A 24,667-nucleotide genomic window follows, 5' to 3' on the forward strand; every position below is an offset into this window, starting at 1 on the left:
GTTACAGCCCCAGCTTCTTGAGGATGAGCGTCACCTTTTCTTCCAGCGTGGCTTTGGTGAACGGCTTGACGATGTAGCCCGCAGCGCCACCCTGGGCCGCAGCCACGATGTCTTCTTTGCGGGCCTCGGCCGTCACCATCAGCACGGGCAGGTGCTTGAGCGTGTCGTCCTTTTTGATCTCGGTCAGCAACTGAAAGCCGTTCATGTTGGGCATGTTGATGTCGGTGACCACGAAGTCGAACTTGCCGTTGCGCAGCTTGTTCAGCGCCGCCACGCCGTCTTCGGCCTCGTCGGCATCAGCGAAACCGCTTTCCTTGAGCAGGTTGCGGACGATGCGCCGCATGGTGGAAAAGTCGTCAACGATCAGAAAGCGAAGGGCGGAGGACACAAAGGACCCTTTCGGTGAATATGGGGCTATTGTCGTAAGTCATCAGCAACGTGACAAGTTGTTACTGATTCGGCGATGAGGAAGCTGGATTGTCCTGCTTTTCTGCCACGGGCGACGGTAACGGAAATATCACGTTCTTTTTACCCATGAGCCGCTCTTCGGCTTCATGGGTGAGTACGGTGATGGTGATGCGCCGGTTCACGGCGGCGCGGGGGTTCTCGGGCTCCAGCAGATCGCTGGCAGCCATGCCCACCACGCGGCCCAGCTTGGCGTCGGGCATGCCCGCGGCCACCAGTTCGCGGCGCGAGGCATTGGCGCGGTCGGCAGACAGCTCCCAGTTGCTGTAGCCGCGCTCGCCGTTGCCGTAGGGCACGGCGTCGGTGTGGCCGGCCAGGCTGATGCGGTTTTCTACCCCGCCCAGCGCGGCGCCAATCTCGCGCAGGATGTCGCGCATGTACGGCTTGACCAGCGCGCTGCCGCTGTCAAACATGGGCCGGTTGAGCTCGTCCACGATCTGAATCTGCAGCCCGTCGGGCGTCAGGTCCAGGCGGATCTGCGAGCGGTATTCGTTCAGGCGCGGGTTGCCGGTGATCATCGAGTCGATCTTGGACTGCAGTGCCTTGATGCGCTCGGCGTCTATCCGCGCACGCTCAGACCGCGCCGACTCCAGCGTGCGCGTGGAGTTGGCCTTTTTTTCGGCATCCGCGCGGCGCACCTGGCCGTGCACCTTGGTCAAGTCATTGCCACCACCCGGAATGATGCTGGAGCTGTTGCCCGCGCCGTCGCCGCCCTGCATGGCCACCTTGAGCGGCGACTGAAAATACGCCGCAATGCCCTGCAACTCGCCCTGGGCCGTGGAACCCAGCAGCCACATCAGCAGGAAGAAGGCCATCATGGCCGTCATGAAGTCGGCGTAGGCGATCTTCCATGCGCCGCCGTGCGGCGCATGGGGGCGCTTCTTGGCGCGCTTGATGATGATGGGCTGGAGCTTCTTTTCGGCCATGGCAAAGGCGGTTCAGGCGTGGCGCGTCACTTCTTGCCCTTGACGTGGGCTTCCAGCTCGGCGAAGCCTGGGCGGTCCCCGGAGAACAGCACCTTGCGGCCGAACTCGATGGAGGTGGCGGGGTTGTAGCCCTGCATGCTGGCCAGCAGGGTGGACTTGATGCACTCGTATTCCTTGGCGGCGTCGGCGGCCTTTTGCTCCAGCAGCCCGGCCAGCGGCTCCACCGCGCCGTAGGCCAGGAGAATGCCCAGGAAGGTGCCGACCAGCGCCGAGGCGATCATGCCCCCCAGCACGGCGGGCGGCTGGCCCACCGAGCCCATGGTGTTCACCACCCCGAGCACCGCGGCCACGATACCGAAGGCCGGCAGGGCGCCGGCCAGCCGCGTGAGCGCCGCCACGGGGGCGTGCGCCTCGGCGTGGTGGGTTTCGATCTCGCTGTCCATCAGCGCCTCGATCTCGTGGGCGTTCAGGTTGCCCGAGACCATCATGCGCAGGTAATCGGTGGTGAATTCGATCACGTGCGGGTCGCTGCCCACGGTAGGGAATTTCTTGAACAGCTCTGATTCCTTGGGCGACTCCACGTCCTGCTCGATCGACATCAGCCCTTCCTTGCGGGCCTTCTGCAGGATCTCGTAGAGCATGGCCATCAGCTCCATGTAGCGCGCCTTGGTGTACTTGTTGCCTTTGAACACCTGGGGTAGGGTGGCCATGGTGGCCTTGAGCACCTTGGGCTGGTTGGTCACGATGAATGAGCCCAGCGCGGCCCCGCCGATGGTGATCATTTCAAAGGGCAGGGCCTCCAGCAACACCTTGATGTTGCCGCCATGGGCCACGAACACGCCGAAGACGCAGCCGAAGGTGATGAGGTAGCCGAGGAGGACAAGCATGGTGGGCGATTCTGGCAGAGCCGTTTGCGCCCATAAGCCCAAACAAGGCCCGCTTGGGCGGCCAGATCAAGCCGCTGCACGGGGATGGGCCGGGCCGCACGCCGCCGCGGCGCCACTTGGCCGTCGGGCAGGCATTCACGGTCTTTTTTGGTTGTAGCGCTTTGCTGTCAAGCGCTAGTAGCTATCAAAACAAGAGAAAACTCCGCCTCGCCCGTCGGCTAGTACCGACGCGCGCCGTCGAATGTCGCAAAAAGTTACCGCAGCCCTAAAGTTTGCCGCGCAGCGGGCCGATAACACACACAACAGGGATGCAAAGCCCTGTCCCCGCGGCAAGGCCCAGATGGATGCAAGGGCCGCAAGCCAACGGGTTGGGCAGCCAGCGTGTGCTGGCATTTGATACCGGCAGCAATGCCGCACGTTAGGGCTTTATACAAGGAGCTATCACCATGGCAGTCATCAACACCAACATCGCATCGCTGAATGCGCAGCGCAACCTCAATACATCGCAAGCTTCGCTGGCCACCTCGATGCAGCGCCTGTCTTCGGGCCTGCGCGTCAACAGCGCCAAGGACGACTCGGCTGGCCTGGCGATCGCCGAGCGCATGAGCGCACAAGTGCGCGGCATGAACGTGGCGATCCGCAACGCCAATGACGGCGTTTCGCTGTCGCAGACGGCGGAAGGCGCCCTGGGCAAGGTGGGTGATTCGCTGCAGCGCATGCGTGAACTGGCAGTGCAGGCGCGCAACTCCACGAACTCTAATGACGACAAGGATTCGCTCGATAAGGAGTACCAGGCGCTGGCTTCTGAAATCACGCGCGTGCTGGGCGGCACCACATTCAATGGCAAGCACATTTTGGGCGCTGACGCTGGGACGCTGACCTTCCAGATCGGTGCCAATACGACAGCCGACGACTCGATCGATGTGGTCACCACGGACATGACGGGCGACGCAACCATTACCGCTGTCACGGGTGGAAAAATCGACAACACCGCTACCACGGCGACGCTCAAGACCGTTATTGACAACATCGACACTGCGCTGAAGACCGTCAACTCGAAGCGTGCCGATTTCGGCGCGGCGCAAAACCGGTTCGATGCGGTGATCTCCAACCTGCAGGTGTCTGTCGAGAACCAGTCGGCCGCCCGCAGCCGCATCATGGATGCCGACTTCGCATCGGAAACGGCCAATCTCTCGCGCTCGCAGATCCTGCAGCAGGCCGGCACCGCCATGGTGGCCCAGGCCAACCAGTTGCCACAAGGCGTCCTGTCACTGCTGCGCTAACAGCTCCCAGATTCCGCCGGCCGTCAGCGGTCGGGCAAAAACCCACGGAATATGCCGTGGGTTTTTTTATGGACGAAGCGAGGTTGTGCGGGTTGAAAAGGGCGGCAAAGGGCCTTTTTATCGGCGTCTTGCCTGAGGGCGATGTCTCCAGAATCAAGCCATCAAGAAAGCCGGGATTGCGCCGGGCTTGATGTTTTGCCAGCGCTCACGGCTGGCGCTGGAAACGACGGCGATGCCGTCGGGCTTAACAAGGAGCAGCTCATGGCATCAACCATCAACACCAATATTTCTTCGCTGAATGCGCAGCGCAACCTCAATACCTCGCAGGCTTCGCTGTCCACCTCCATGCAGCGCCTTTCGTCGGGTCTGCGCGTCAACAGCGCCAAGGACGATGCGGCTGGCCTGGCGATCGCCGAACGCATGAACACGCAGGTGCGCGGCATGAACGTGGCGATCCGCAACGCCAATGACGGCGTTTCGCTGGCGCAGACGGCGGAAGGCGCCCTGGGCAAGGTGGGTGATTCGCTGCAGCGCATGCGTGAACTGGCAGTGCAGGCGCGCAACTCCACGAACTCTAATGACGACAAGGATTCGCTCGATAAGGAGTACCAGGCGCTGGCTTCTGAAATCACGCGCGTGCTGGGCGGCACCACATTCAATGGCAAGCACATTTTGGGCGCTGACGCTGGGACGCTGACCTTCCAGATCGGCGCCAATACCACTGCCGACGACACTATCGATGTGGTCACCACGAACATGAAGGTTGACACAACCATTACCGCTGTCACGGGTGGAACAATTGACAACACCGCTGACACGGCGGCGCTCAAGGCCGTTATTGACAACATCGACACAGCGCTGGACACCGTCAACTCGAAGCGTGCCGATTTCGGCGCGGCGCAAAACCGGTTCGATGCGGTGATCTCCAACCTGCAGGTGTCTGTCGAGAACCAGTCGGCCGCCCGCAGCCGCATCATGGATGCCGACTTCGCGGCCGAAACGGCCAACCTGTCGCGCGCCCAGATTCTGCAGCAGGCCGGTACCGCCATGGTTGCGCAGGCGAACCAGTTGCCCCAGACGGTGTTGAAACTGCTCCAGTAAGCGCTTTGCGGGCGCGGAATTCAAGTTTTTCACCCTGGTGCCGATATTTCGGGGTAATCGGCTTGGCTGGGTGCCGTGTTGCGCGGCATTCCGGCATTTTGTTTTTGCTGTGTGGCATCAGGCCGGCTGAGTATTAGGCTTTGCGCTATGTGGCGTATATGGTCGTTTACTTGAAGCAACTTAGGGGTGTGATATGGGCCTTTCATCTACAGGCATTGGCAGCGGACTGCAGGTCGAGGACATCGTCTCCAAGCTGGTTGCGCTGGAAAGGCAGCCGATTGCCAAGCTGCAATCCGTGGCTTTGTCGATGCAGACCAAGCTGTCCATCTTCTCCCAGGTCAAGTCGATGATGTCCACGCTGTCCGATGCGGCGGCCAAGCTATCCAAGAACAGCACCTGGGGTGGCATGGTGGCCACTTCGTCCAATAGCGCTGCGGTGTCGGTCAGCGTGATTGGCGCGGCCAGTGCTACGTCGTTCGGCATCGGTGTGCAGCAGCTGGCGCGGGCGCAGTCGGCGGCTTCGGCCTCGCTGGGTGCTCCGGGGGCGTCCGTGGGAGGCGGCAGCCTGTCCATTCAACTCGGAACCTGGACGGGCACAGATACGGCCTCTCCCCAGTTCACCGAAGGCGCGGCGGGCGCCGTGCCGGTACAGATCGATGCGGGCGATTCGCTTGCCACGATTGCCTCCAAGATCAACGGTGCAAAGGCCGGCGTCACGGCCACGGTGCTGCGCGATGCCAATGGCGAGCGCCTGCTGGTGCGTTCCGACAGCACGGGCGCGTCCTCGGGTTTCCGCATTCGGGTGACCGAGGATGGCGCGGCTCCGGGTCTGTCCAATTTGGCGTTTGATCCCCAGGGCGCGCCGGGCGCCGGCATGGCGGCCAATGCCATTCAATATGCGCAGAATGCGCAGGCCACGGTCAATGGCATTGCGGTGGAGTCGGCGACAAATACGTTCACTGACACCATTCCTGGCCTGAGCTTTACTGCGTCGCAAATCACTACCGCACCGGTCGAGGTGGCGGTGGGTTCGGACACGGAAACCTTGAAAAAAAACATTCAGGATTTTGTGAATGCCTATAACGGCCTCAATGACCTGTTAGGCGCATCCACCAAGTACGACAGCGCGAGCAAGACGGCGGGCGCCCTGCAGGGCGACGGCACCACGGTAGCGTTGCAGAATACGCTGCGTTCGATGATCGCCTCCACCGCGGAGGGCACGGGTGCGTTTCAGCGGCTGGCCGACATCGGCATTGACATCAAGACCGGTGGCAAGCTGGAGGTTTCGGCCGATAAGCTCGATGCCGCGCTCAAGAACCCCGAGGCGCTCAAAGCCCTATTTGCCACCAATGTGGGTTCTGGTTCGCAGGCAAACGGTCTGGCCGTGAAGATGAAGGCCCTGGCAGACCAGATGTTGTTGCCCGAGGGCTTACTCGACAACAAGGCCAGTGCACTGGGGGCCTCCATCAAGCGCAACAAGTCGGATCAGGATCGGGTCGATGAGCGGGCCTCCATTATGGAAAAGAGGCTGCGCGCCCAGTACACGGCGCTTGACGCCAAGATGGCCTCGTTGTCGGGACTTGGCGCCTACGTCGGGCAGCAGGTTTCGCAGTGGAACCGCACTAACAATTAAATGCTTCGACTAAACACATAGTTGTCCTGTACCGTGAAAGCCCGATGAGCCCGGTTTTTTGCTTCCTGAAGTGCTATTAGATTTGCTTGAGTTTTCGATGCAGCTGCCGATATTGACTGTAAATAGCATGAAGGAGTCGCCGATGTACACCCCAGTCAGTTCACGCGCCACCATGGCCTATCGGCAGGTGGGAGTTCAATCCGTGGTGGAAAGTGCGTCGCCGCATATGTTGATTCAAATGTTGTTCGACGGTTTGATGCAGTCGCTCAATGCGGCACGCGGTGCCTTGCAGCGTGGCGAAATTGAAGAAAAGGGGCATCAGCTAGGCAAGGCTGCGCGCATTCTGGACGAGGGACTGAAGGCGGGGCTCAATGTCGCTCAAGGCGGAGAGCTGGCCAGCAACCTGGGCGCTCTGTACGACTATTGCGCCAACCGGCTGATGCTGGCCAATGTGCGCAACGACCTTGCGTTGATTGAAGAAGTGGTGCGCCTGATCGCACCCGTGGCCCAAAGCTGGGGGCAGATTGGCGCAGGCAGCGCTGCGCCAGCCCAGGGCGGAGGGGTTTGAAGATGCCCACCATGCTGATTGACTACTACAAGGCCATCGAGGACAGCAGCGCCAAGATGCTGGAGGCGGCCAAGCTCAAGGACTGGGACGGCGTGGTGCGCTACGAGGGCACCTGCGCGGTGCTCATCGAGCAGTTGCGCTACCAGTCGCAGCAGCAGGAACTGGCGCCTGAGCACCGCAAGGAGAAGGCCCGCATCATGCAGCGCATCCTGCGCAACGATGCCCAGATCCGCTGCCTGGCCGAGCCCTGGCTGGCGCAGTTCGAGCACCTGTTCGACGGGCAGCCGCAGATGATGCACTGACGTTGTGCTTTCCTTCCCTGGCTGCGGCGTGGTGGCGCCGGGCGGGGGGGCTCCAGGGGCAACGCAAAAAGCCGGCACCGCAAGGTGGCCGGCTTTTTTATATGCGAAATATGCCTCTAGCGCTTATCCATTAAGCGCTAGCAGCTATTAAATCATGAGCTAAAGTCGCGTCGATGCGCGCCTTACACCTGCATGTTCATGATGTCGGTGTAGGCCTGCACCATGCGGTTGCGCACATGCAGCGTGGCCTGGAAGCCGATCTGCGCCTTCTGCATGGCGACCATGGTTTCCTCGATGCTGACGTGGGGATTTTCCAGTTGCACTTCGCGCTGCAGACCGCTGGCCTGGTCCTGCGCTGCGCTCACGGACTGCAGCGCGTTCTTGAACGCCGAGGAAAAGCCGGCCTCCCGCACGCCTTCCTGCGGCGCGGTGACGCGGCGCGCCACCTGGGTGCCGGTGAGGGGAAACTGGGTGCTGTTGATGCGCAGGTCCATGGTGGGATCGGGAAATGTCAGGAATGGCGCAATCGTAGGGCGCCGTGGGGCGCGCAGAGGCGGGAAATGATGGCCAAAGCCGCGCTTTATCGGCTGAACGGCGGACGGGGCGGATTCCATAATCGCCGCACGCCAGAGCCTCGCCTGGCGCCCGTCTTTTTGTGGAAAACCCGATGTCTGCAGTTGCCGAAGTTCCCGACGCTCCGCCTCCCGTCGCCAGCCCTGGCTGGCCTCAGCGGCTGGCCTCGCTCGACCGTGCCGCACGCCTGCGCCTGGGGGGGGTGGCAGCGCTGCTGGTCGCGGCGCTGCTGGCCGCATTCTTCTACAGCCGCCAGCCCGACTACCGGGTGCTGTTCTCCGGCCTGAACGACAAGGACGGCGGCGCCATCGTGGCGCAGCTGTCGCAGATGAATGTGCCTTAGTCGCCCCTGATTTATTCGTAAGCCATTGATTTTGCTGGATATTTTCTTCATTCCGGCGTATAATTTCTCCCGTTCTGATAGCGCATCCGCCTTGATTTCTGGGAGTTTCGTGCCGTGATGTTCACCTGCCCCGCCACCGACGATTTCTTCCGCTCGCGCATCGACCAGATGATCGATCTGCGCCATCCGCTGGCGGTGCTGTCTTCGCGCATGCCCTGGCAGGAGATCGAGGCGCGGGTGGCCCACCTGCTGGTGCGCAAGGCCCACGCCGGGCAGGCCATGCCCGATCTGGATTTGTTCGGCGAGAAGCCCCAGCGCCAGGCTGCGGCCAGCAAGGCCGGGCGCCCGCGCGTGGCGCTGCGCATCATGGTCTCGCTGCTGTACCTCAAGCACGCGTTCAACGAATCCGATGAGGGCGTGGTGGCCCGCTGGGCCGACACCCCGCGCTGGCAGTTCTTCTCGGGCTGCGCGTACTACGAAGACCGCCAGCCCTGCGACGCCACCACCCTGGTCAAGTTCCGTCAGTTGCTGGGCGAAGAAGGCGTGGAAGAGCTGCTGGCGCAGACCATCAACGTGGCCGTTGAACTCAAGCTGATCAAGCCGCAGGAGCTCTCTCGCGTGATCGTGGACAGCACGGTGCAGCACAAGGCGATTGCGCACCCCACCGACAGCCGCCTGCTGGAGACAGCCAGGGTCAAGCTGGTCGAAGCAGCCAAGGGTGCCGGCATCGACTTGAAGCAGACCTTTGCCAAGGAAGGCAAGGAGCTGGGCCGCAAGGCCGGGCGCTATGCCCACGCGCGCCAGTTCAAGCGCATGCGCCGCGCCATCAAGCGCCAGCGCACCATCGTCGGGCGGCTGCAGCGCGAGATCGAGAGGAAGATCGCCACTGGGGCCAGCGCCATCGGGCAAGCCGTGCGCCAAGCGCTCGCCCAGACATTGAGCAAGGCCGCGCGCATCGTGGCCCAGAGCGGCCAGCGCAAGGCGGTGGATGGACAGCCCAAGCTGTACGCCTGGCATGCCCCGGAGGTGGACTGCATCAGCAAAGGCAAGGCCAAGCAGCCCTACGAGTTCGGCGTGAAGGTGGGCATTGCCAGCACGCTCAAAGGCAACCTGATCGTGGGCGCCCGGGCCTTCCACGGCAACCCGTACGATGGTCACACCCTCACAGAGCAACTGGAGCAGGCCACGATCCTGATGCAGGACAGCGATGCAAAACCAGCGACAGCGTTCGTTGATCTGGGCTACCGGGGGGTGGATGCGGACAACCCGGATGTGCACATCGTGCACCGGGGCAAGGCCAAGCGGATCAGTGAGCAGGAAAGAAAGCTGCTCAGGCGGCGCCAGGCTATTGAACCCATCATCGGGCACCTCAAGGCCGATCACCGCATGGGTCGCTGCCACCTCAAGGGCGAACAGGGCGACCGCCTGCACGCGGTGCTGTGCGCGGCCGGCTACAACATCAAGTGGCTGCTGCGCATGATCGTCAAGAAGGGGGTGGCCTTCTTGCAGGTGGTTTTTTTGTGCCTGCTGCAAGCCAGCACACAGGAGCGTTCTTGGCTGGCCGCTGTGATGGACATGCGCTCTTGGGCTGCTGATGCCCGATCAACCCTGTGCACAGCCCTGGCCAACCGGCTGACCTTGGGGGCTGGCAGGCTCTCCCAGGCTTGAAATGAATATTTCAGGGCCGACGCCTTACAAGTACACCGAAGGGGGCGGTGCCATCCTCGTGCCGGCCGAGCGCGTGCACGACGTGCGCCTGCGCCTGGCCACGCAGGGCCTGCCCAAGGGATCGGTGACCGGGTTCGAGCTGATGGAGACCAACCGCTTCGGTGTCACCCAGTTCCAGGAGCGTCTGAACTTCCAGCGCGGGCTGGAGGGGGAGCTGACGCGCTCGATCCAGGCGCTGGCCTCGGTGCAGAGCGCACGCGTGCACCTGGCGCTGCCACAGCAAAACGGTTTCTTCCGCGAGCAGCAAAAGCCCTCGGCCTCGGTGTTGCTCAGCCTGTACCCCGGGCGCTTCCTGGACCGCGCGCAGCTCGCAGGCATCGTGCACCTGGTGGCCTCCAGCGTGCCGGAACTCGCTCCCTCAGCCGTGAGCGTGCTGGACGATACCGGCAAGCTGCTGTCGCAGACGCCCGACATGGCCGGCGCCGGCGTGGACGCGCAGCAACTGGCCTATGTGCAGCAGATCGAGCAGCAGTACGCACGCCGCATCCTGGACCTGCTGGAGCCTGTCGTGGGCAAGAACAACGTGAAGGCCCAGGTGACCGCCGAAGTGGACTTCAACCAGACCGAGTCCACCGTCGAGCAGCACAAGCCCAACCTGGCGCCCGATGCCAGTGCCGTGCGCAGCCAGCAGGTGGTGGAAAGCGGCGGCACGCCCGGCGCGCAGCCACCGACCGGCGTGCCTGGCGCGGTGACCAACCAGCCGCCGCAGGCCTCCGCGGCTCCCATCAACGGCGCCAACCCCGCGCCCACGGCGGCCGGTGGCGCGCCGGGCAGCGGCGCTGCGGGCCAGGCCAAGCGCGAGTCCATCACCAACTATGAGGTGGACAAGACCACCCAGGTGACGCGCGGCGGTGCCGGCGCCATCAAGCGTGTGAACGCGGCCGTGGTGGTGAACTACCAGCCCGTGAGCGAAGGGCCGGGCAAGCCCGCGGTGAACAAGGCGCTGACGCCTGAACAGCTGGAGCAGATGACGGCGCTGGTGCGCGAGACGATCGGCTTCAACAAGGAGCGCGGCGATTCCGTCAACCTCATGAATGCCCCCTTCCTGGTGGAGGAGGCCCCCCCGGGCGAACTGCCGCTGTGGAAGCAGCCCGAGACGATCGAGTTGGCCAAGACGCTGGGCTGGCCGCTGGGCATCTCGCTGGCCGCGGCCATCCTGCTGCTGGGGCTGCTGCGCCCGGCGCTCAAGGCCCGCGCCCGCGCCGTGCAGATGGCGGCGCAGCAGCCGGCGGGGGCGCAGCTGAGTGCCATCGCCTCCGAAGAATTGCAGCGCCCCGGCCTGCCGGGGCCTGCGCAACCCGAAGAGCTGCAGCCCACGGCGGAACAACTGCGCCTGGAAGAGGCGCGCCAACTGGCCCGCGACAACCCCGTCGCCGTGGCCAGCATCCTCAAAACCTGGGTCAATGGCGACTGACGCCACCGGCCCGCACCGAATCACGAGACTGTCATGGACGAGCAAGGCCTGAACGACGCCGCCATCATGCTGATGTCCCTGGGCGAGGAAGAGGCCGCCGAGGTCTTCAAGCACCTGTCGCCCAAGGAAGTGCAGAAGCTGGGCGAGACCATCGCGCGCATGCGCACCGTCTCCCGCGAGAAGGTGGACGAGGTGCTCAACCGTTTCACCAGCGACGCGGCCGCGCAAAGCCTGCTGGTGTCCGACACCAGCAACTACGTGCGTGCCGTGCTCAAGCGCGCCCTGGGCGACGACAAGGCCGCGTTGCTGATCGACCGCATCCTGCAGGGCGGCGACGTGTCGGGCATCGAAAGCCTGAAGTGGATGGATCCGCTGTCGGTGGCCGAGCTGCTGCGCAACGAGCATCCGCAGATCGTCGCGGCCATCCTGGTGCACCTGGACGCGGAGCAGTCCTCGGACATCCTGATGCACCTGACCGAGCGCCAGCGCAGCGAAGTGATGCTGCGCATCGCCACGCTGGAGGGCATACAGCCCACGGCCTTGAAGGACCTGAACGAGGTGCTTTTCAAGGTGCTGGCCGGCGGCGACAAGGTGCGCAAGAGCTCGCTGGGCGGCATCAAGGCGGCGGCCGAGATCATCAACCTGCTGGGCTCGGGCATGGATGCGGCGGTGCTGGAGTCCATTCGCGGCTATGACATGGACCTGGCCCAGAAGATCATGGACAAGATGTTCGTGTTCGATGACATCGTCAAGCTCGACGACCGCGCCATCCAGACCGTGCTGCGCGAAGTGGCTTCCGAGACCCTGGTGGTTGCGCTCAAGGGGTCGCAGCCCGAGGTACGCGACAAGATTCTGTCCAACATGTCCTCGCGCGCCGCAGAGGCGCTGCGCGAAGACCTGGAGTCGCGCGGCCCGATGCGCCTGTCCGAGGTGGAGGCGCAGCAAAAGGAAATCCTCAAGACGGTGCGGCGCCTGGCCGACGAGGGCCAGATCGCGCTGGCCAGCGGCGGCGACGACGCCTTTGTGTAGGACTGATCAATGACCCGGTCCCTGCGTTATTACACCCGCTTCATCCCGCGCGAAGAGGTGGGCGACGTCACCCGTTGGGAGTTCGGTGACGTGGAGTTTCCCCCGGGCAGCCAGCCGCTGGCGCCCGAGCCGCCGGTGCTGGAGCCCGAGGCGGCGCCCGTGGAGCCTGGTATCGACGAGGCGCAGCACCAGGCCCTGGTGCAGCAGGCGCGCGAGGAGGGCTATGCCCAGGGCCTGGCCGAAGGCCAGGAGCAGACGCGGCTGCAGTGGCAGCAGCGCATGGACGACTACGTGGCCGGCCAGGGGCGCGAAGGCGCCGAGCGGCTGGCCCGACTCGCCCAGGCGCTGGAAGAAAGCTTCACCGGCATGCAGCAGGGCATGGCGCAGGAGGTATTGCAACTGGCCTGCGACATCGCGCGCCAGGTGGTGCGCCAGGAGGTCGCGGGCAATTCCCAGGCGGTGCTGCCCGTGGTGCGCGAGGCGCTGGGCATGCTGGTCAGCGAGGCGCGGCCCGCCACCGTGCGCCTGAACCCGGGCGACTGGGCCGCGCTGGAGCAGCCGCTGCGCGAGGAGTTTCCCGCCGGCCGCATCCAGTGGCTGGCCGACACCGCCGTGGAGCCTGGCGACTGCCGGGTGGAGTCGGGCGGCATGGTGGTGGACGGGTCGCTGGACAAGCGCTGGCGCCGCGCCATTGCCGCGCTGGGTCTGACCGCGGCCTGGAAGGACGTGGACCATGGCGATTGAGCCGGCCCGCGCCTGGGATGATTTCATGGCACAGGCGCGCGCGCGCCTGGCGCCGGAGCAGCCGCTGGAGACGCGCGGCACGCTCACCCGCCTGACCGGCCTGGTACTCGAAGCCACCGGCATCCGCGTGCCCGTGGGGTCGCAGTGCCAGGTGCAGATGAACGGCCAGGAGCCAGTGCTGGCCGAGGTGGTGGGGTTCGCGGGCGACACGGCCTACCTGATGCCCGCGGGAGACATCCATGGCCTGTCCAGCGGCGCCAGCGTGATGCCGGCTCCCGCCTACGTGCCGGCGTTGCAGTTGGGCGCGGCGCCGGTGGAGGAAGCCGGCGCGGGCGTGGGCGCACTGCTTCTGCCGATGGGTGACGGCCTGCTGGGCCGTGTGGTGGATTCGCAGGGCAACCCCCTGGACCATGCGGGACCCCTGGCGCAGGTGACGGCCCAGCCCATGGACCGCAGCCCCATCAATGCCATGGAGCGCGACCCGGTGCGCGAGCCGCTGGACACCGGCGTGCGCGCCATCAATGCCCTGCTCACCGTGGGCCGTGGCCAGCGGCTGGGCCTGTTCGCCGGCTCGGGCGTGGGCAAGAGCGTCCTGCTGGGCATGATGGCCCGCTACACCCAGGCCGACGTGATCGTGGTCGGCCTGATCGGTGAGCGCGGGCGCGAGGTCAAGGAATTCGTCGAAGACATCCTGGGCGTGCAGGACCGCGGCCGCGCCGTGGTGGTGGCCGCACCGGCCGATGCACCGCCGCTCCTGCGCATGCAGGGCGCGGCCTATGCCACGGCGATTTCCGAGCACTTCCGCGACAAGGGCCAGCATGTGCTGCTGCTCATGGACTCGCTCACGCGCTACGCCATGGCGCAGCGCGAGATCGCCCTGGCGATCGGTGAGCCCCCGGCCACCAAGGGCTACCCGCCCAGCTGCTTCGCCAAGCTGCCGGCGTTGGTGGAGCGCAGCGGCAACGGGCTGAACGGCGTGGGCTCCATTACTGCCTTCTACACCGTACTGTCCGAGGGCGACGACCAGCAGGACCCGATCGCCGACGCGGCCCGCGCGATTCTGGACGGGCACATCGTGCTGTCGCGCGCGCTGGCCGAAAGCGGGCACTACCCGGCCATCGACATCGAGCAATCTGCCTCGCGCGTGATGCACAACGTCGTGCCGCGCGCGCACTTCGAGCTGGCGCGAGGCTTCCGCGCGGTGTACTCGCGCTATCAGAAGAGCCGCGATTTGATCCAGGTCGGCGCATACATGAGCGGATCCGACCCGCAGCTGGACGAGGCGATCCGCCTGCAGCCGGGCATGACAGCCTTTTTGCAGCAGAGCATGTTCGAGGCCGCCCCCATGGACGACAGCATCGCCGCCATGGGCCAGGCGCTGGAAGGCGCGTGAGGCTAGGGCGATGGGAGGGCACGCCGCATGTCGTCGCTGAAGGCCTTCGAGGTGGCGGTGGAGCTGGCCGAACGCCGGCGCGACGCCGCGCGCCAGGCGCTCAAGAACGTGCAGGACGCGCGCCACGCCGCGCAGGCGCAGCTGGAGCAGCTCACGGGCTACGCCGCGGAAACGCAAGGCCGCTGGGGCATGAAGGCTGACAGCGCCATGCAACCCGAGGTGATGTACCACCACTACCAATTCATGGGCCGGCTGGACCATGCCATCGGCCTGCAGACGGGCGTGGTGAGCGGGCAGGACGTGCGTGTGGACAAGGCCCGGCAGGCGCTGCTGGAGGCCGAACTGCGCCTGGCCAGCCTGCGCAAGGTGCTGGAGCGGCGGCGCGCCGAGGTGGCCTTACAGCAGCAGCGCCGCGAGCAGAAACAAACCGATGAGCGCGCCGCGTTGCGCGCCGGGCGGGGGGCACGCTCCCCGCAGGATCAGGAGTATTGACCATGGAACAGACCCGTATTTCCTCCTCGCCTTCTACGGCTGCGCACGAGGCGCGCGGCGCCAGGGGCGCCTCCGCCAAGGCTGGCAGCGCCGCTGAGGACAAGGCGGCAGCGCAGGGCGACGGCTTTGCCCTGTTGCTGGCCGCTCTGGGCGGCGAGGGCGCGGCCACGGTGCTGGACACGCTGTCGGTGGCTGGCGAGGCATTGCAGACGCTCGAGGCGCTGCCGGACGCGGGCGCGCTGGCAGCCTGGGCGGCGGGTCTTCAGCCGGGAGCCGCGCTCGCGCAGCGGACGGGTGAGTCGATCGCAGCCGAGGCGGATGCCCTGGCCGGCCGCCTGGGCCTGGGCCTGGTGCGCGCGGGGCAGGATACGCTGGTGGGGCAGACCGCCCTGCTGGACGGCGCGGCGGAGCGGGTGGCTCTGCAGGGCGGGGCCTCCATGGCGGGGCCCGGCGGCGCCGCGGGCCGCGGCACAGCCTGGCGCGCGCAAGGCATGGCACTGCAGGCTGCGGCACAGGACGCCGCCGGGGCCGCAGGGGATGCCTTGCGCGCCGGTGCCCATGCGGCGCGCTCTGGCCTGCAGCAGGCAGCGGGCACGGTCTCGCACCTTGCGGCGCAGGTGTCCCAGGCCGTGGATGCGACCGCGCAGCGGCGCGACGGCGTGCCGATCGCTGGCACGCCGTTGCAGGCCCAGCCCGGCGAATGGATGGCTGCACAGGCAGCCCCCGCGGGCATCTCGGGCGCCGCTCCTGGCTCCGCAGCGGCGGGCGCGGGCGGGGCCGCCACCCCCGCGGGACTGCGGGGTGCGGACGCTGCCGCGGGCACTTCGGGCGCGGAGCCTTTCAGGTCACCTGCCGAGGGGGCCGGGCTGGAGTCGGCCGACGCCACGCTGGCGGGCATGGCCGGGGCAGAGGACGCCCTCGCGGATCAGTTGGCCGAGCAGGTGGCCTACTGGGTGCACCAGAAAACCCAGAATGCCGAACTGACGCTGGACCAGGATGGCCGGCCCGTGGAGGTGAGGGTGGCGCTCACGGGCGACGAGGCGCATGTGACCTTCCGCAGCGACCAAGCCGATGCGCGCCAGTGGCTGGACGGCAGCACGGCCCAGCTGCGGGAGATGCTGCAGCGCGAGGGGCTGCAGCTCGCCGGCGTGACGGTGGACACGGCGGGTGGCGGTGCCGCCGACCGGCAGGGCCGGCGGGACGAGGGCCGCCCGGGCGCGCGCCAGGCCGCCGTGCAGGCCGCCGCGCCTGCGGGGCAGGCCGGCGGCGGACGGGGCGTGGCCGAGCGCTCGGTGGATATCTTCGTCTGACGCATCCCCCGGGTGGCCCCTGTGCCGCACCGGCGGCACCGGCGGCAGCGGTGCGCATCGGGGCGCATGCGGCTGAAAACCCGGGTTTTGGGCGCTTATTCAGGCTTTCGCGGGTGCCGGGGCGTTCAATAATCGGCCATCACTGCGGGGAAGGGCCTTTCGGCCCGCCGCCCGCGGCCCACTTCCCCTGCCCTTGTTGCGCAAGAAAGCCCCAACGTGTCCGACAACACTGCTGCCCCGGCCAAAAGCAAGAAACTGATCATCATCCTGGCCGTTCTCGCCCTGGTGCTGGTGGCGGGCGGCGCCGCAGCCTGGATGATGCTGTCCCAGCGTCACGCGGCCGAGGACGAGGAGGGCGGCGGCCGGGCGGTCGCCCAGGCAGGCACGCCCAAGACACCTCCCACCTTCCTGCCCATGGACAACATGGTGGTCAACCTGGCCGACCCCGGTGGCGACCGCTTTGCCCAGGTGGGCATCACGCTGGAGCTGGCCGACGGCAAGACGGCGGACCAGGTGAAGGCCTACATGCCCACCATCCGCAGCGGCGTATTGCTGCTGCTGTCGCAGCGTACGACCGACGAGTTGCTGACGCGCGAGGGCAAGGAGAAGCTGGCGGTGGACATCCGCCGCGAGGTGTCGCGCCCGCTGGGCTACAGCGTGCCCAAGCCGCGCAAGCGCTCGGCCAGCCGCGATCCCTTGGACGAGGATGTCGAAGAAGAAGAACCCCGTCCCCGCGCCGACACCAATCCGGTGCGGCAGGTGCTGTTCTCCAGCTTCATCATCCAGTGAGGAAAGGTTGCAGCCATGAGTGAGTCCTTTCTGTCCCAGGAAGAAGTCGATGCCCTGCTGGAGGGCGTGACGGGCGAAAGCCAGAAGACCGTCAAGGAGGAGATCGAGGCCGGCGCCGTCCGCAACTACGACATCTCCAGCCAGGAGCGCATCGTGCGCGGCCGCATGCCGACGATGGAAATCGTCAACGAGCGGTTTGCGCGCAACTTCCGCATCGGCCTGTTCAATTTCATCCGCCGCAGCCCTGAGATCTCCGTGGGCACCGTGTCGGTGCAGCGCTACAGCGCCTTCCTGCGCGAGCTAGTGTAGTGTTTGATTCTTAATGAAACTTAATTGAGCAACCACGCTCCAATGCTCTACTACGGTTTGCATTGGAGTGAAAAATTGCGAGTTGCCCCGACGATTGTGTTGACGGATGAAGAGGAAAGCGAGCTGAGCCGGCTGGCGCGCTCCAAGCGCACCAGCGTCAGATTGGCCCAGCGCGCCCAGATCGTGCTGCTGGCCGCGCAGGGGCTGCAAAACAAGGATATTGCCGAGCAGCTTGGCATTGGGCGCGTGCAGGTGGCGCGCTGGCGTGAACGCTACCTGCAATTGGGGCTGCAAGGTATCGAGCGCGACTTGCCGCGCGGCGCACCGCCGGTGAAGGTGGATGTGGCCAAGCTTGTGAAGCTAACCACACAGACCAAGCCCGAGGCGGCCACGCACTGGAGCACGCGCACGATGGCCGCTGAGTTGGGCGTCAGCGCCAGCACCGTGATGCGCCATTGGCAGGCCCACGGTCTCAAGCCTCACATCGTGCGCGGCTTCAAGGTCTCGCGCGATCCGCAGTTCGTGCAAAAGCTCGAAGACATCGTGGGGCTTTACATGTCGCCGCCCGAGCATGCGCTGGTGCTGTGCTGCGACGAAAAGAGCCAGGTGCAGGCGCTGGACCGAACGCAGCCCGGGCTGCCGCTCAAGAAGGGGCGCGCGGCCACCATGACGCACGACTACAAGCGCAACGGCACAACCACCTTGTTCGCTGCGCTCAACGTGCTCAACGGTCAGGTCATCGGCCAGTGCCAGCAGCGCCACACCCACATCGAGTGGCTGAAGTTCCTGCGTCAAATCAATCGGGAGACGCCCAAGGACAAGACGCTGCATCTGATCGCCGACAACTACGCCACGCACAAGCATCCAGCTGTGCAGGAGTGGCTGGCCAAGCACCCCAGATTCAACATGCACTTCACGCCGACCTCGGCATCGTGGCTGAACATGGTCGAGCGCTTCTTTCGCGACATCTCCGAGAACCGGCTACGCCGCGGGGTGTTCACCAGCGTGCCCGAACTCGTCTCGGCCATCGATGAGTACATCGCGCATCACAACACCAACCCCAAGCCGTTCATCTGGACCAAGAACGCTCGCGACATCCTGCAAAAGGTCATCCGCGCCAATAGCCGATTAAGTTCCAAACAGAATGCAACACTACACTAGTGGTGCCGACCAACTTCAACATCGTCGCCATTCGTCCGCTGCGCGGCAGCGGCCTGGTCGTGTGCGAACCGTCGCTCGTGTTCGGCATCATCGACACGCTGTACGGCGGCGTGGGCAAGTTCCAGACCCGCATCGAAGGGCGTGACTTCTCGGCCACCGAGCAGCGCGTGATCAACCGCCTGGTGGACGTGATCTGCGCGGAATACAAGAAGGCCTGGCAAGGCATCTACCCCCTGGAGCTGGCCTACCAGCGCTCGGAGATGCAGCCGCAGTTCGCCAACATCGCCACACCCAGCGAGATCGTGGTGTCCACCGCCTTCCAGCTGGAGATCGGCGACCTGGCCGGCGCGATCCACATCTGCATGCCGTATGCCACGCTGGAGCCCATCCGCGACGTGCTGTACTCGTCGGTGCAGGGTGACGCGATCGAGGTGGACCGGCGCTGGGTGCGCGTGCTCACGCGCGAGATCCAGGCCGCCGAGGTCACCCTGGTGGCCGAGCTGGCGCGCGCCGACGCCACGGTGGAGCAACTGCTGGCCATGAAGCCGGGCGACTTCATCGAACTGGAGCGCGAGCCGCGCATCCGCGCCTCCATTGAAGGGGTGCCCGTTTTCGAGTGCCAGTACGGCACGCACAACTCCAAGTACGCGATCCGCATCGAGGAATGCCTGCGCGGTGCCGAAGCGCACTGGATGGGAGAAAAGAATGTCAACTGAATCCGACCACAACGACAACTCTGGCGGGTCCGCTGCGGACGACCCGTTTGCCGGCTGGGCCGAGGCGCTGGAAGAGCAAAAGCGCGTCGACGGGCAGACCATCGATGCCGAGCAGGGAGGCCCGTTGTCGGGTGAGCCCGCGCGCCCCTATGCCGCCGGCGGCGATCCGCAGGTGCACGACATCAACATGGTGCTGGACATTCCGGTGCAGCTGTCGGTGGAACTGGGCCGCACCAAGGTGCCGATCAAATACATCCTGCAGCTGGCCCAGGGGTCGGTGGTCGAACTGGACGCGCTGGCCGGCGAGCCCATGGACGTGCTGGTCAACGGCTACCTCATCGCCCAGGGCGAAGTGGTGGTGGTGAACGACAAGTTCGGTATCCGCCTGACCGACGTGGTCACGCCTTCGGAGCGGCTGCGCCGCGTCAGCCGTGGATAGCGTGGGTATGACGCAGACGCTGCTGCTGGTGGTGCTGTTCGTCGGCGCGCTGGCGGCCTTGCCGTGGCTGATTCGCAGGCTGCAGCAGCGCCAAGCCGGCTTGCAGGCCCATGCGGGCGGTGCCTCGCGTGTGCTTTCGGCGGTGGCCGTGGGGCCGCAGCAGCGCGTGGTGACCGTGGAGGTCGGCCCGCCGCAGCAGCGCACGCTGCTGGTGCTGGGCGTGACCGCGCAGCAGATCAACTGCCTGCATGTACTGTCGGCGGCTGCAGCGCCGGGGCCGGCATCCGCGCCCTCGTTCGCCACAGAGATGGCGGCCGCGCGCGCGCAGACCGTACAACCGGCGCATGCGGGCGGAGACGGCCATGCATAAGGCCGTGCGCGGCATCGCGGCCGGTGCGGCTGGCCTGCTGCTGGCGGGCGCCGCCTGGGCGCAGCAGCAGCCCGCGGGTGCGCTGCCGCTGGTGATCGGCTCGGGGCCGGGCGGCACGAGCTACTCGGTGCCCATCCAGACGCTGCTGTTCTTCACGGCGCTGTCGTTCCTGCCGGCCGTGCTGCTCATGATGACGGGCTTCACGCGCATCGTGATCGTGCTGTCGCTGCTGCGCCAGGCCATCGGCACGCAGTCCGCGCCGCCCAACCAGGTCATCATCGGCCTGTCGCTGTTCCTCACGCTGTTCGTCATGGGGCCCACGCTGGACAAGGTGTACCAGGAGGCCTACGTGCCCTACACCACCAACGCCATCACCTTCGAGCAGGCCATCCAGAAGGCCGAGGCGCCCATGCGCGGCTTCATGCTCAAGCAGACGCGCCAGTCCGACTTCGCGCTGTTCGCACGCCTGGCCAAGCTGGACGAGGGCGTGACGGCCGAGACTGCGCCGCTGCGCGTGCTGGTGCCGGCCTTCGTGACCAGCGAGCTGAAGTCGGCCTTCCAGATCGGCTTCATGATCTTCATTCCGTTCCTGATCATCGACATGGTGGTCTCCAGCGTGCTCATGTCGCTGGGCATGATGATGCTGTCGCCGGTGCTGGTGGCGCTGCCGTTCAAGCTCATGCTGTTCGTGCTGGCCGATGGCTGGAACCTGCTCATCGGCTCGCTGGCCGCGAGCTTCGCGACGTGAAGGATTTCGCATGACTTCCCAGTTCGTGCTCACCATGGGCCGCGATGCGCTTACCCTGCTGCTGATGATCGCCATGCCGGTGCTGGGGGTGGTGATGGCCGTGGGCCTGCTGGTGAGCATCTTCCAGGCCGTGACGCAGATCCACGAGGCCACGCTGGCCTTCGTACCCAAGCTGATCGCGGCCGTGGTGGTGTTCGCGATCGCCGGGCCGTGGATGCTGACCACGCTGGTGGACTTCCTGCGCCGCACGATCGAGGCCATTCCGTCCGTCGTCGGGTAGGCATCTTGATCACCTTCACCGAGGCGCAGATCATGGCCTGGCTGTCGCCGGTGCTGTGGCCGTTCCTGCGCGTGCTGGCGCTGTTCACGTCGGCGCCGGTGTTCTCGATGCGCGTGATCCCGGTGCGCACGCGCATCGGGCTGGCCTTTTTGGTGGCGGTGTGCGCGCAGGCAGTGCTGCCCGAGCAGCCGGTCATCAGCCTGAACAGCCGCGAGGCTGCGGGCGCGGTGGTGCAGCAGGTGGGGATTGGCCTGGCGATGGGCTTTGCGGTGCGTCTGGTGTTCGCGGCCGTGGAGCTGGCCGGCGAAATCATCGGCCTGCAGATGGGCCTGAACTTCGCTTCCTTCTTCGACCCCACGAGCAATGCGCAGGTGAGCGCGGTGGCGCGCTTCTTCGGCAACATCTCCATGCTGCTGTTCGTGGTGATCAACGGCCACCTGATGGTGTTGATGGCCGTGGTCAAGAGTTTCGACAGCTTCCCCGTGGGCGGCAACTTTCTGCAGGCCATCGGGCAGATGCGGCTGCACGAGCTGGGCGCGTCGCTGTTCTCCAGCGCCCTGTGGATCGCGCTGCCCATGATTGCGCTGCTGCTGTTTGTGAACCTGACCCTGGGCATCATCTCGCGCGTGGCGCCGCAGATGAACATCTATGCCGTGGGCTTCCCGGTCACGCTCACGGTGGGCATGCTGGGCATCACGGCCACGCTGCCGATGCTGGAGCAGCCCATGCTGGCGCTGCTGCAGCAGTCCATCGAGCTGTTCGCCGCGCCGCGTTAGCCAGTCAAAAAAGAGAGCTGCCAGCGCTTGCTGCAAGCCATTCTCAATATCAAAACATATTGAAATGCCTGTGCATCAAGCGGTGGCAGCTATTGTTTTCATACCAACCGATTGCGGATCGCATACACCGTCAGCTCCGCGTTGTTGGCCAGCTTGAGCTTTTCCAGCACCCGCGCGCGGTACACGCTCACGGTCTTGGGGCTGAGCATCAGCTCCTCGGCGATGTCCGACAGGCGCTTGCCCGAGGCGATCTTCACCAGCGTCTGCAGCTCGCGCTCCGACAGCGATTCATGCGGCAGCTCGGGCGTGGGCTGCGCCAGGCTGTCGGCCAGCAACTGCGCCACCTCGGGCGTGAGGTACTTGCGCCCCTGCACGATGGTCTGCACCGCGGCGATGAGCTGCACCGGGTCGCCCGCCTTGTTGGCGTAGCCGTGCGCCCCGGCCTTCAGGCAGCGCAGCGCGTACTGGTCCTCGGGATACATCGAGACGATCAGCACCTTGATGTCCGGGTGCGTCTCCTTCACGCTGGCCATCACCTCCAGGCCGCTGCGCCCGGGCAGGTTCAGGTCCAGCAGCAGCACGTCGCAGGCGGCCGTGCGCAGCACCTCGCGCAACTCGGGATAACTGCCGGCCTCGCCGGTCACGCGGATATCGGGCGACTCGGTCAGCGTGTCGCGTATGCCGCGCCGCAGCACGGCATGGTCATCGCATAGCACCACCTGGATCACTGCACATCTCCTGCATTGCCTGCGGGCGATGTTAGCGGCACGGTCATGATCACCGACGTGCCATGCCCCGGCCGGCTGCTGATGTCCATCCAGCCGCCCGCGCGCCGCGCGCGCTCCTGCAGGCCCTGCAGGCCGAAGGAGCGGGGCTTCTTGCGCATCTCGGGCGCCATGCCGCGGCCGTCGTCGGTCACCTCCAGCGTCAGCACGTCCTCGTGGTCCGACAGATCGATGCGCACCTGGCCGGCCTGCGCGTGCTTTTGCACGTTGGTCAGCGCCTCTTGCGCGGTGCGGTAGGCCACCAGTTGCAGCGCGGGCGGCACGTCCAGCGCCTCGCGGCTGGCGGTGACGCGCACGGGGATGCGCGTGCGGCGCTCGAAGGTCTCGGCCAGCCAGCGCACGGCGGCCACGAGGCCCTGGTCCAGCACGGGCGGTCGCAGGTTCATCATGAGGCGCTGTGCCGCGTCGATGGCGTGCTGCAGCATCTCGGTGGCGGTGCCAGCGTGTTCGCGCAGGCCGTCCTCAGCGGCGTGGCGGCCGATCCAGGCCAGGTCGAATTTCACCGCGGCCAGTGCGCCACCGATGTCGTCATGGATCTCGCGCGCGATGGCGGCGCGTTCTTCCTCGATGGAGGTCTGCAGGTGCTCGGCCAGGTCGGCCAACTGCTGCCGGGACTCGGCCAACTCGGCCGCGGCCTCCTCGCGCGCGCGGCGGGCCTGCGCGACCTCCATCGCACGCGCCAGCACATGCGGCAGGCGCGCCATGTCGTCCTTGAGCAGGTAGTCGGCAAAGCCCAGCCGCATGGCGTCTACCGCGGCGGCCTCGCCGATCGCGCCGGACAGCAGCACGAAGGGCGGGTGCCCCGGGCATTGCTCCACGATGCGCCAGGCATCCAGCGCCGTGAAGCCGGGCAGGCGGTAGTCCGCCAGGATCACGTCGAACGATTCCCGCTCCAGCCACCCGGTGAAGGCCTCCAGGGAGTCCACTTGGTGGATCTCATGGGACAGCCCGGCGCGCCGCAGCGTCAGCCGCACCAGCGCGTGGTCGGCGGTTGAGTCCTCGAGATGCAGCACTCGCACGGGTCTTTTCGGGGCCTCAAGATCAGTGGGAGTGGGTATCATAGGATACATATTGGAACAAATTGGGCCCGAAACGGTCATTCCAGCCTGTGGCGCGGTACAACGGATGCCGTAATGCTGCAGCACAGGCGACAGGATTGGGCCCCGGACGATGGTGCCGCCGGCTGTGCGCCAGCAGCTATGGAGAAACGATGCAATCTACGCTAAATACGCCAGATGGGCCTGCCGTGCAGGTGCCCGTCATGGTGGCGGCCGAGTTGCAGGATTCCCTGCTGATGGCCATGCACGACCTGCACCGGCTGGAAGGGCTGCTCAACCACGCCACCGAGAACCTGCTCGCGCGTTTCGGCGAGGCCAACGCCTCGCTGACGGATGAGCTCATCGGCGCGTCGGCAGAGTTGGCCGATCTGCGCACCGCCTTGCGCAGTGCAGTGACGGAGTTGCAGTTTCACGACATGGCGACCCAGCTCATCATCCACACTACCAAGGTGTTGCAGGGATGCGCCTTTCGCCTGGCGGCCGAGACCATGGGACAAGAAGAGGGGGAGGACGCCGCGCCGCTGGAGGGCGTGGTGCCCGATCGGCCCAACCCTGTCACGCAAAGCGAGATGGAGGCCGGCTCGATCGAGCTGTTCTGATCCAGGCGCGGTTCCCGTATCTCCCAACCCATTAACCTTATTCAAATCAAAAGTCGTTGGAGCTTTACATGCAGTCCATTCTTGCGGTCGATGATTCTCCGTCCATGCGGAAAATGGTTTCCTTCACGCTCACCGGAGCGGGGTACCACGTGGTGGAAGCGGTGGATGGCCAGGACGCGCTGGAAAAGGCCGAGACCCACGACATCCATCTGGTGCTGGCCGACCAGAACATGCCGCGCCTGGACGGCATCGGCCTCACGCGCAAGCTGCGCGAGCATCCGCGCTTCAAGAGCATTCCCATCCTCATCCTCACGACGGAATCCAGCGACCAGATGAAGCAGGCCGGCCGCAGCGCGGGCGCCACCGGCTGGCTGGTCAAGCCGTTCGACCCCACGCGCCTCATCGAAGTGATCCAAAAGGTCATCCGCTGATCGCGCCGGCCACAC

Annotated in this window: 26 protein-coding genes and 4 pseudogenes; 24 read left to right on the forward strand and 6 right to left on the reverse strand. The window is 65.7% G+C overall.

The genetic code is table 11. The features are described from left to right. Position 1: 1 nt before the first annotated feature. The 3 genes from cheY to motA form a co-directional block, all read right to left on the reverse strand. Complete coding sequence (cheY, locus tag I3K84_RS15115; RefSeq protein ID WP_172208709.1) at positions 2 to 388, reverse strand: chemotaxis response regulator CheY; 387 nt, start codon at positions 386 to 388, stop codon at positions 2 to 4. A gap of 61 nt (positions 389 to 449) precedes the next feature. After that, positions 450 to 1,391, reverse strand: a complete 942-nt coding sequence (gene motB / locus I3K84_RS15120) for a flagellar motor protein MotB (protein WP_172208707.1) — start codon at positions 1,389 to 1,391, stop codon at positions 450 to 452. Positions 1,392 to 1,417: 26 nt separating this feature from the next. Next, on the reverse strand, positions 1,418 to 2,278 hold the full coding sequence (gene motA, locus I3K84_RS15125) for a flagellar motor stator protein MotA (protein WP_196994904.1): 861 nt from the start codon (positions 2,276 to 2,278) through the stop codon (positions 1,418 to 1,420). Between the two features lie 446 nt (positions 2,279 to 2,724). On the opposite strand from motA, the gene I3K84_RS15130 reads away from it, so the two are divergent. From I3K84_RS15130 to I3K84_RS15150, 5 genes are all read left to right on the forward strand, one after another. Next, a complete protein-coding gene (locus tag I3K84_RS15130) occupies positions 2,725 to 3,561 on the forward strand; it encodes a flagellin domain-containing protein (RefSeq protein WP_011806901.1) in 837 nt (278 codons plus the stop codon). Positions 3,562 to 3,822: 261 nt separating this feature from the next. Then, positions 3,823 to 4,662, forward strand: a complete 840-nt coding sequence (locus tag I3K84_RS15135; RefSeq protein WP_011806899.1) for a flagellin domain-containing protein — start codon at positions 3,823 to 3,825, stop codon at positions 4,660 to 4,662. A gap of 193 nt (positions 4,663 to 4,855) precedes the next feature. Then, positions 4,856 to 6,295 carry a flagellar filament capping protein FliD gene (fliD, locus tag I3K84_RS15140; RefSeq protein WP_011806898.1) on the forward strand — a complete coding sequence of 480 codons (1,440 nt, stop codon included), beginning with the start codon at positions 4,856 to 4,858 and terminating at the stop codon, positions 6,293 to 6,295. A gap of 142 nt (positions 6,296 to 6,437) precedes the next feature. Next, complete coding sequence (fliS, locus tag I3K84_RS15145) at positions 6,438 to 6,863, forward strand: flagellar export chaperone FliS (RefSeq protein WP_011806897.1); 426 nt, start codon at positions 6,438 to 6,440, stop codon at positions 6,861 to 6,863. Positions 6,864 to 6,865: 2 nt separating this feature from the next. Further along, positions 6,866 to 7,165, forward strand: a complete 300-nt coding sequence (locus I3K84_RS15150) for a flagellar protein FliT (RefSeq protein ID WP_011806896.1) — start codon at positions 6,866 to 6,868, stop codon at positions 7,163 to 7,165. Between the two features lie 182 nt (positions 7,166 to 7,347). Here I3K84_RS15150 and fliE read toward each other — a convergent pair whose 3' ends face one another. Continuing rightward, entirely contained in the window at positions 7,348 to 7,659 is a 312-nt protein-coding gene (fliE, locus tag I3K84_RS15155; RefSeq protein WP_196994905.1) for a flagellar hook-basal body complex protein FliE, read from the reverse strand. Positions 7,660 to 7,832: 173 nt separating this feature from the next. Here fliE and I3K84_RS15160 point away from each other — a divergent pair. The 17 genes and pseudogenes from I3K84_RS15160 to fliR all read left to right on the forward strand — a co-directional run. After that, positions 7,833 to 8,078, forward strand: a pseudogene (locus I3K84_RS15160) (flagellar basal body M-ring protein FliF); the annotation flags it as partial. A 120-nt stretch (positions 8,079 to 8,198) separates the two neighbouring features. After that, a pseudogene (locus I3K84_RS15165) lies at positions 8,199 to 9,651 on the forward strand (IS5 family transposase). A 99-nt stretch (positions 9,652 to 9,750) separates the two neighbouring features. Further along, on the forward strand, positions 9,751 to 11,223 hold the full coding sequence (gene fliF / locus I3K84_RS15170; RefSeq protein WP_370567747.1) for a flagellar basal-body MS-ring/collar protein FliF: 1,473 nt from the start codon (positions 9,751 to 9,753) through the stop codon (positions 11,221 to 11,223). 33 nt (positions 11,224 to 11,256) lie between these two features. Continuing rightward, positions 11,257 to 12,252, forward strand: a complete 996-nt coding sequence (fliG, locus tag I3K84_RS15175) for a flagellar motor switch protein FliG (RefSeq protein WP_196994906.1) — start codon at positions 11,257 to 11,259, stop codon at positions 12,250 to 12,252. Positions 12,253 to 12,261: 9 nt separating this feature from the next. After that, positions 12,262 to 12,996 carry a FliH/SctL family protein gene (locus I3K84_RS15180; protein ID WP_196994907.1) on the forward strand — a complete coding sequence of 245 codons (735 nt, stop codon included), beginning with the start codon at positions 12,262 to 12,264 and terminating at the stop codon, positions 12,994 to 12,996. Then, positions 12,986 to 14,389, forward strand: coding sequence for a flagellar protein export ATPase FliI (gene fliI, locus I3K84_RS15185; protein WP_196994908.1), 1,404 nt, complete (start codon positions 12,986 to 12,988; stop codon positions 14,387 to 14,389). Before I3K84_RS15180 ends, fliI begins: the two co-directional genes overlap by 11 nt. Before the next feature lie 27 nt (positions 14,390 to 14,416). Further along, the gene (fliJ, locus tag I3K84_RS15190) at positions 14,417 to 14,881 is read left to right on the forward strand and encodes a flagellar export protein FliJ (RefSeq protein WP_103738844.1); all 465 of its coding nucleotides are present in this window, start codon (positions 14,417 to 14,419) and stop codon (positions 14,879 to 14,881) included. 2 nt (positions 14,882 to 14,883) lie between these two features. Further along, positions 14,884 to 16,191 carry a flagellar hook-length control protein FliK gene (locus I3K84_RS15195; protein ID WP_196994909.1) on the forward strand — a complete coding sequence of 436 codons (1,308 nt, stop codon included), beginning with the start codon at positions 14,884 to 14,886 and terminating at the stop codon, positions 16,189 to 16,191. 216 nt (positions 16,192 to 16,407) lie between these two features. After that, a complete protein-coding gene (gene fliL, locus I3K84_RS15200; protein WP_088888282.1) occupies positions 16,408 to 16,980 on the forward strand; it encodes a flagellar basal body-associated protein FliL in 573 nt (190 codons plus the stop codon). A gap of 15 nt (positions 16,981 to 16,995) precedes the next feature. Further along, a pseudogene (fliM, locus tag I3K84_RS15205) lies at positions 16,996 to 17,286 on the forward strand (flagellar motor switch protein FliM); the annotation flags it as partial. A gap of 45 nt (positions 17,287 to 17,331) precedes the next feature. Next, complete coding sequence (locus I3K84_RS15210) at positions 17,332 to 18,450, forward strand: IS630 family transposase (RefSeq protein ID WP_231403305.1); 1,119 nt, start codon at positions 17,332 to 17,334, stop codon at positions 18,448 to 18,450. Further along, positions 18,447 to 19,166 (forward strand): annotated as a pseudogene (gene fliM, locus I3K84_RS15215) (flagellar motor switch protein FliM); the annotation flags it as partial. The gene I3K84_RS15210 and the pseudogene fliM (I3K84_RS15215), both read left to right, overlap by 4 nt. Further along, positions 19,156 to 19,605 carry a flagellar motor switch protein FliN gene (gene fliN / locus I3K84_RS15220; protein WP_196994910.1) on the forward strand — a complete coding sequence of 150 codons (450 nt, stop codon included), beginning with the start codon at positions 19,156 to 19,158 and terminating at the stop codon, positions 19,603 to 19,605. The pseudogene fliM (I3K84_RS15215) and the gene fliN, both read left to right, overlap by 11 nt. A 7-nt stretch (positions 19,606 to 19,612) precedes the next feature. Continuing rightward, entirely contained in the window at positions 19,613 to 19,975 is a 363-nt protein-coding gene (locus tag I3K84_RS15225) for a flagellar biosynthetic protein FliO (protein ID WP_196994911.1), read from the forward strand. Beyond that, entirely contained in the window at positions 19,968 to 20,723 is a 756-nt protein-coding gene (gene fliP / locus I3K84_RS15230; protein WP_011806884.1) for a flagellar type III secretion system pore protein FliP, read from the forward strand. The genes I3K84_RS15225 and fliP overlap by 8 nt, the downstream gene beginning before the upstream one ends. Positions 20,724 to 20,733: 10 nt before the next feature. Continuing rightward, on the forward strand, positions 20,734 to 21,003 hold the full coding sequence (gene fliQ, locus I3K84_RS15235) for a flagellar biosynthesis protein FliQ (RefSeq protein ID WP_011806883.1): 270 nt from the start codon (positions 20,734 to 20,736) through the stop codon (positions 21,001 to 21,003). A gap of 5 nt (positions 21,004 to 21,008) precedes the next feature. Continuing rightward, positions 21,009 to 21,779: a flagellar biosynthetic protein FliR gene (gene fliR / locus I3K84_RS15240; protein ID WP_196994912.1), complete on the forward strand. Its 771-nt coding sequence runs from the start codon at positions 21,009 to 21,011 to the stop codon at positions 21,777 to 21,779. Between the two features lie 98 nt (positions 21,780 to 21,877). Here fliR and I3K84_RS15245 read toward each other — a convergent pair whose 3' ends face one another. Beyond that, positions 21,878 to 22,507 (reverse strand): response regulator transcription factor, encoded by a 630-nt coding sequence (locus I3K84_RS15245; protein WP_196994913.1) that lies wholly within the window; start codon positions 22,505 to 22,507, stop codon positions 21,878 to 21,880. After that, positions 22,504 to 23,625: an ATP-binding protein gene (locus I3K84_RS15250; protein WP_196994914.1), complete on the reverse strand. Its 1,122-nt coding sequence runs from the start codon at positions 23,623 to 23,625 to the stop codon at positions 22,504 to 22,506. Before I3K84_RS15250 ends, I3K84_RS15245 begins: the two co-directional genes overlap by 4 nt. 149 nt (positions 23,626 to 23,774) lie before the next feature. On the opposite strand from I3K84_RS15250, the gene I3K84_RS15255 reads away from it, so the two are divergent. Together I3K84_RS15255 and I3K84_RS15260 are read left to right on the forward strand one after the other, a co-directional pair. Beyond that, entirely contained in the window at positions 23,775 to 24,221 is a 447-nt protein-coding gene (locus tag I3K84_RS15255) for a hypothetical protein (RefSeq protein ID WP_015914337.1), read from the forward strand. 68 nt (positions 24,222 to 24,289) lie between these two features. After that, positions 24,290 to 24,652 carry a response regulator gene (locus tag I3K84_RS15260; RefSeq protein ID WP_011806878.1) on the forward strand — a complete coding sequence of 121 codons (363 nt, stop codon included), beginning with the start codon at positions 24,290 to 24,292 and terminating at the stop codon, positions 24,650 to 24,652. The last annotated feature ends 15 nt before the right edge of the window (positions 24,653 to 24,667 follow it).

Origin of the sequence: Diaphorobacter sp. JS3051, assembly GCF_015832135.1 — a bacterium.
Taxonomy (GTDB): domain Bacteria; phylum Pseudomonadota; class Gammaproteobacteria; order Burkholderiales; family Burkholderiaceae_C; genus Diaphorobacter; species Diaphorobacter nitroreducens.

Excerpts from the sequence above, each read along its gene's own strand:
- motB (WP_172208707.1), bottom strand. The coding sequence starts at position 1,391 with ATGGCCGAAAAGAAGCTCCAGCCCATCATCATCAAGCGCGCCAAGAAG.
- motA (WP_196994904.1), bottom strand. The coding sequence starts at position 2,278 with ATGCTTGTCCTCCTCGGCTACCTCATCACCTTCGGCTGCGTCTTCGGC.
- I3K84_RS15130 (WP_011806901.1), top strand. The coding sequence starts at position 2,725 with ATGGCAGTCATCAACACCAACATCGCATCGCTGAATGCGCAGCGCAAC.
- I3K84_RS15135 (WP_011806899.1), top strand. The coding sequence starts at position 3,823 with ATGGCATCAACCATCAACACCAATATTTCTTCGCTGAATGCGCAGCGC.
- fliD (WP_011806898.1), top strand. The coding sequence starts at position 4,856 with ATGGGCCTTTCATCTACAGGCATTGGCAGCGGACTGCAGGTCGAGGAC.
- fliS (WP_011806897.1), top strand. The coding sequence starts at position 6,438 with ATGTACACCCCAGTCAGTTCACGCGCCACCATGGCCTATCGGCAGGTG.
- I3K84_RS15150 (WP_011806896.1), top strand. The coding sequence starts at position 6,866 with ATGCCCACCATGCTGATTGACTACTACAAGGCCATCGAGGACAGCAGC.
- fliE (WP_196994905.1), bottom strand. The coding sequence starts at position 7,659 with ATGGACCTGCGCATCAACAGCACCCAGTTTCCCCTCACCGGCACCCAG.
- fliF (WP_370567747.1), top strand. The coding sequence starts at position 9,751 with ATGAATATTTCAGGGCCGACGCCTTACAAGTACACCGAAGGGGGCGGT.
- fliG (WP_196994906.1), top strand. The coding sequence starts at position 11,257 with ATGGACGAGCAAGGCCTGAACGACGCCGCCATCATGCTGATGTCCCTG.
- I3K84_RS15180 (WP_196994907.1), top strand. The coding sequence starts at position 12,262 with ATGACCCGGTCCCTGCGTTATTACACCCGCTTCATCCCGCGCGAAGAG.
- fliI (WP_196994908.1), top strand. The coding sequence starts at position 12,986 with ATGGCGATTGAGCCGGCCCGCGCCTGGGATGATTTCATGGCACAGGCG.
- fliJ (WP_103738844.1), top strand. The coding sequence starts at position 14,417 with ATGTCGTCGCTGAAGGCCTTCGAGGTGGCGGTGGAGCTGGCCGAACGC.
- I3K84_RS15195 (WP_196994909.1), top strand. The coding sequence starts at position 14,884 with ATGGAACAGACCCGTATTTCCTCCTCGCCTTCTACGGCTGCGCACGAG.
- I3K84_RS15210 (WP_231403305.1), top strand. The coding sequence starts at position 17,332 with ATGCTCTACTACGGTTTGCATTGGAGTGAAAAATTGCGAGTTGCCCCG.
- fliN (WP_196994910.1), top strand. The coding sequence starts at position 19,156 with ATGTCAACTGAATCCGACCACAACGACAACTCTGGCGGGTCCGCTGCG.
- I3K84_RS15225 (WP_196994911.1), top strand. The coding sequence starts at position 19,613 with ATGACGCAGACGCTGCTGCTGGTGGTGCTGTTCGTCGGCGCGCTGGCG.
- fliP (WP_011806884.1), top strand. The coding sequence starts at position 19,968 with ATGCATAAGGCCGTGCGCGGCATCGCGGCCGGTGCGGCTGGCCTGCTG.
- fliQ (WP_011806883.1), top strand. The coding sequence starts at position 20,734 with ATGACTTCCCAGTTCGTGCTCACCATGGGCCGCGATGCGCTTACCCTG.
- I3K84_RS15250 (WP_196994914.1), bottom strand. The coding sequence starts at position 23,625 with ATGATACCCACTCCCACTGATCTTGAGGCCCCGAAAAGACCCGTGCGA.
- I3K84_RS15255 (WP_015914337.1), top strand. The coding sequence starts at position 23,775 with ATGCAATCTACGCTAAATACGCCAGATGGGCCTGCCGTGCAGGTGCCC.
- I3K84_RS15260 (WP_011806878.1), top strand. The coding sequence starts at position 24,290 with ATGCAGTCCATTCTTGCGGTCGATGATTCTCCGTCCATGCGGAAAATG.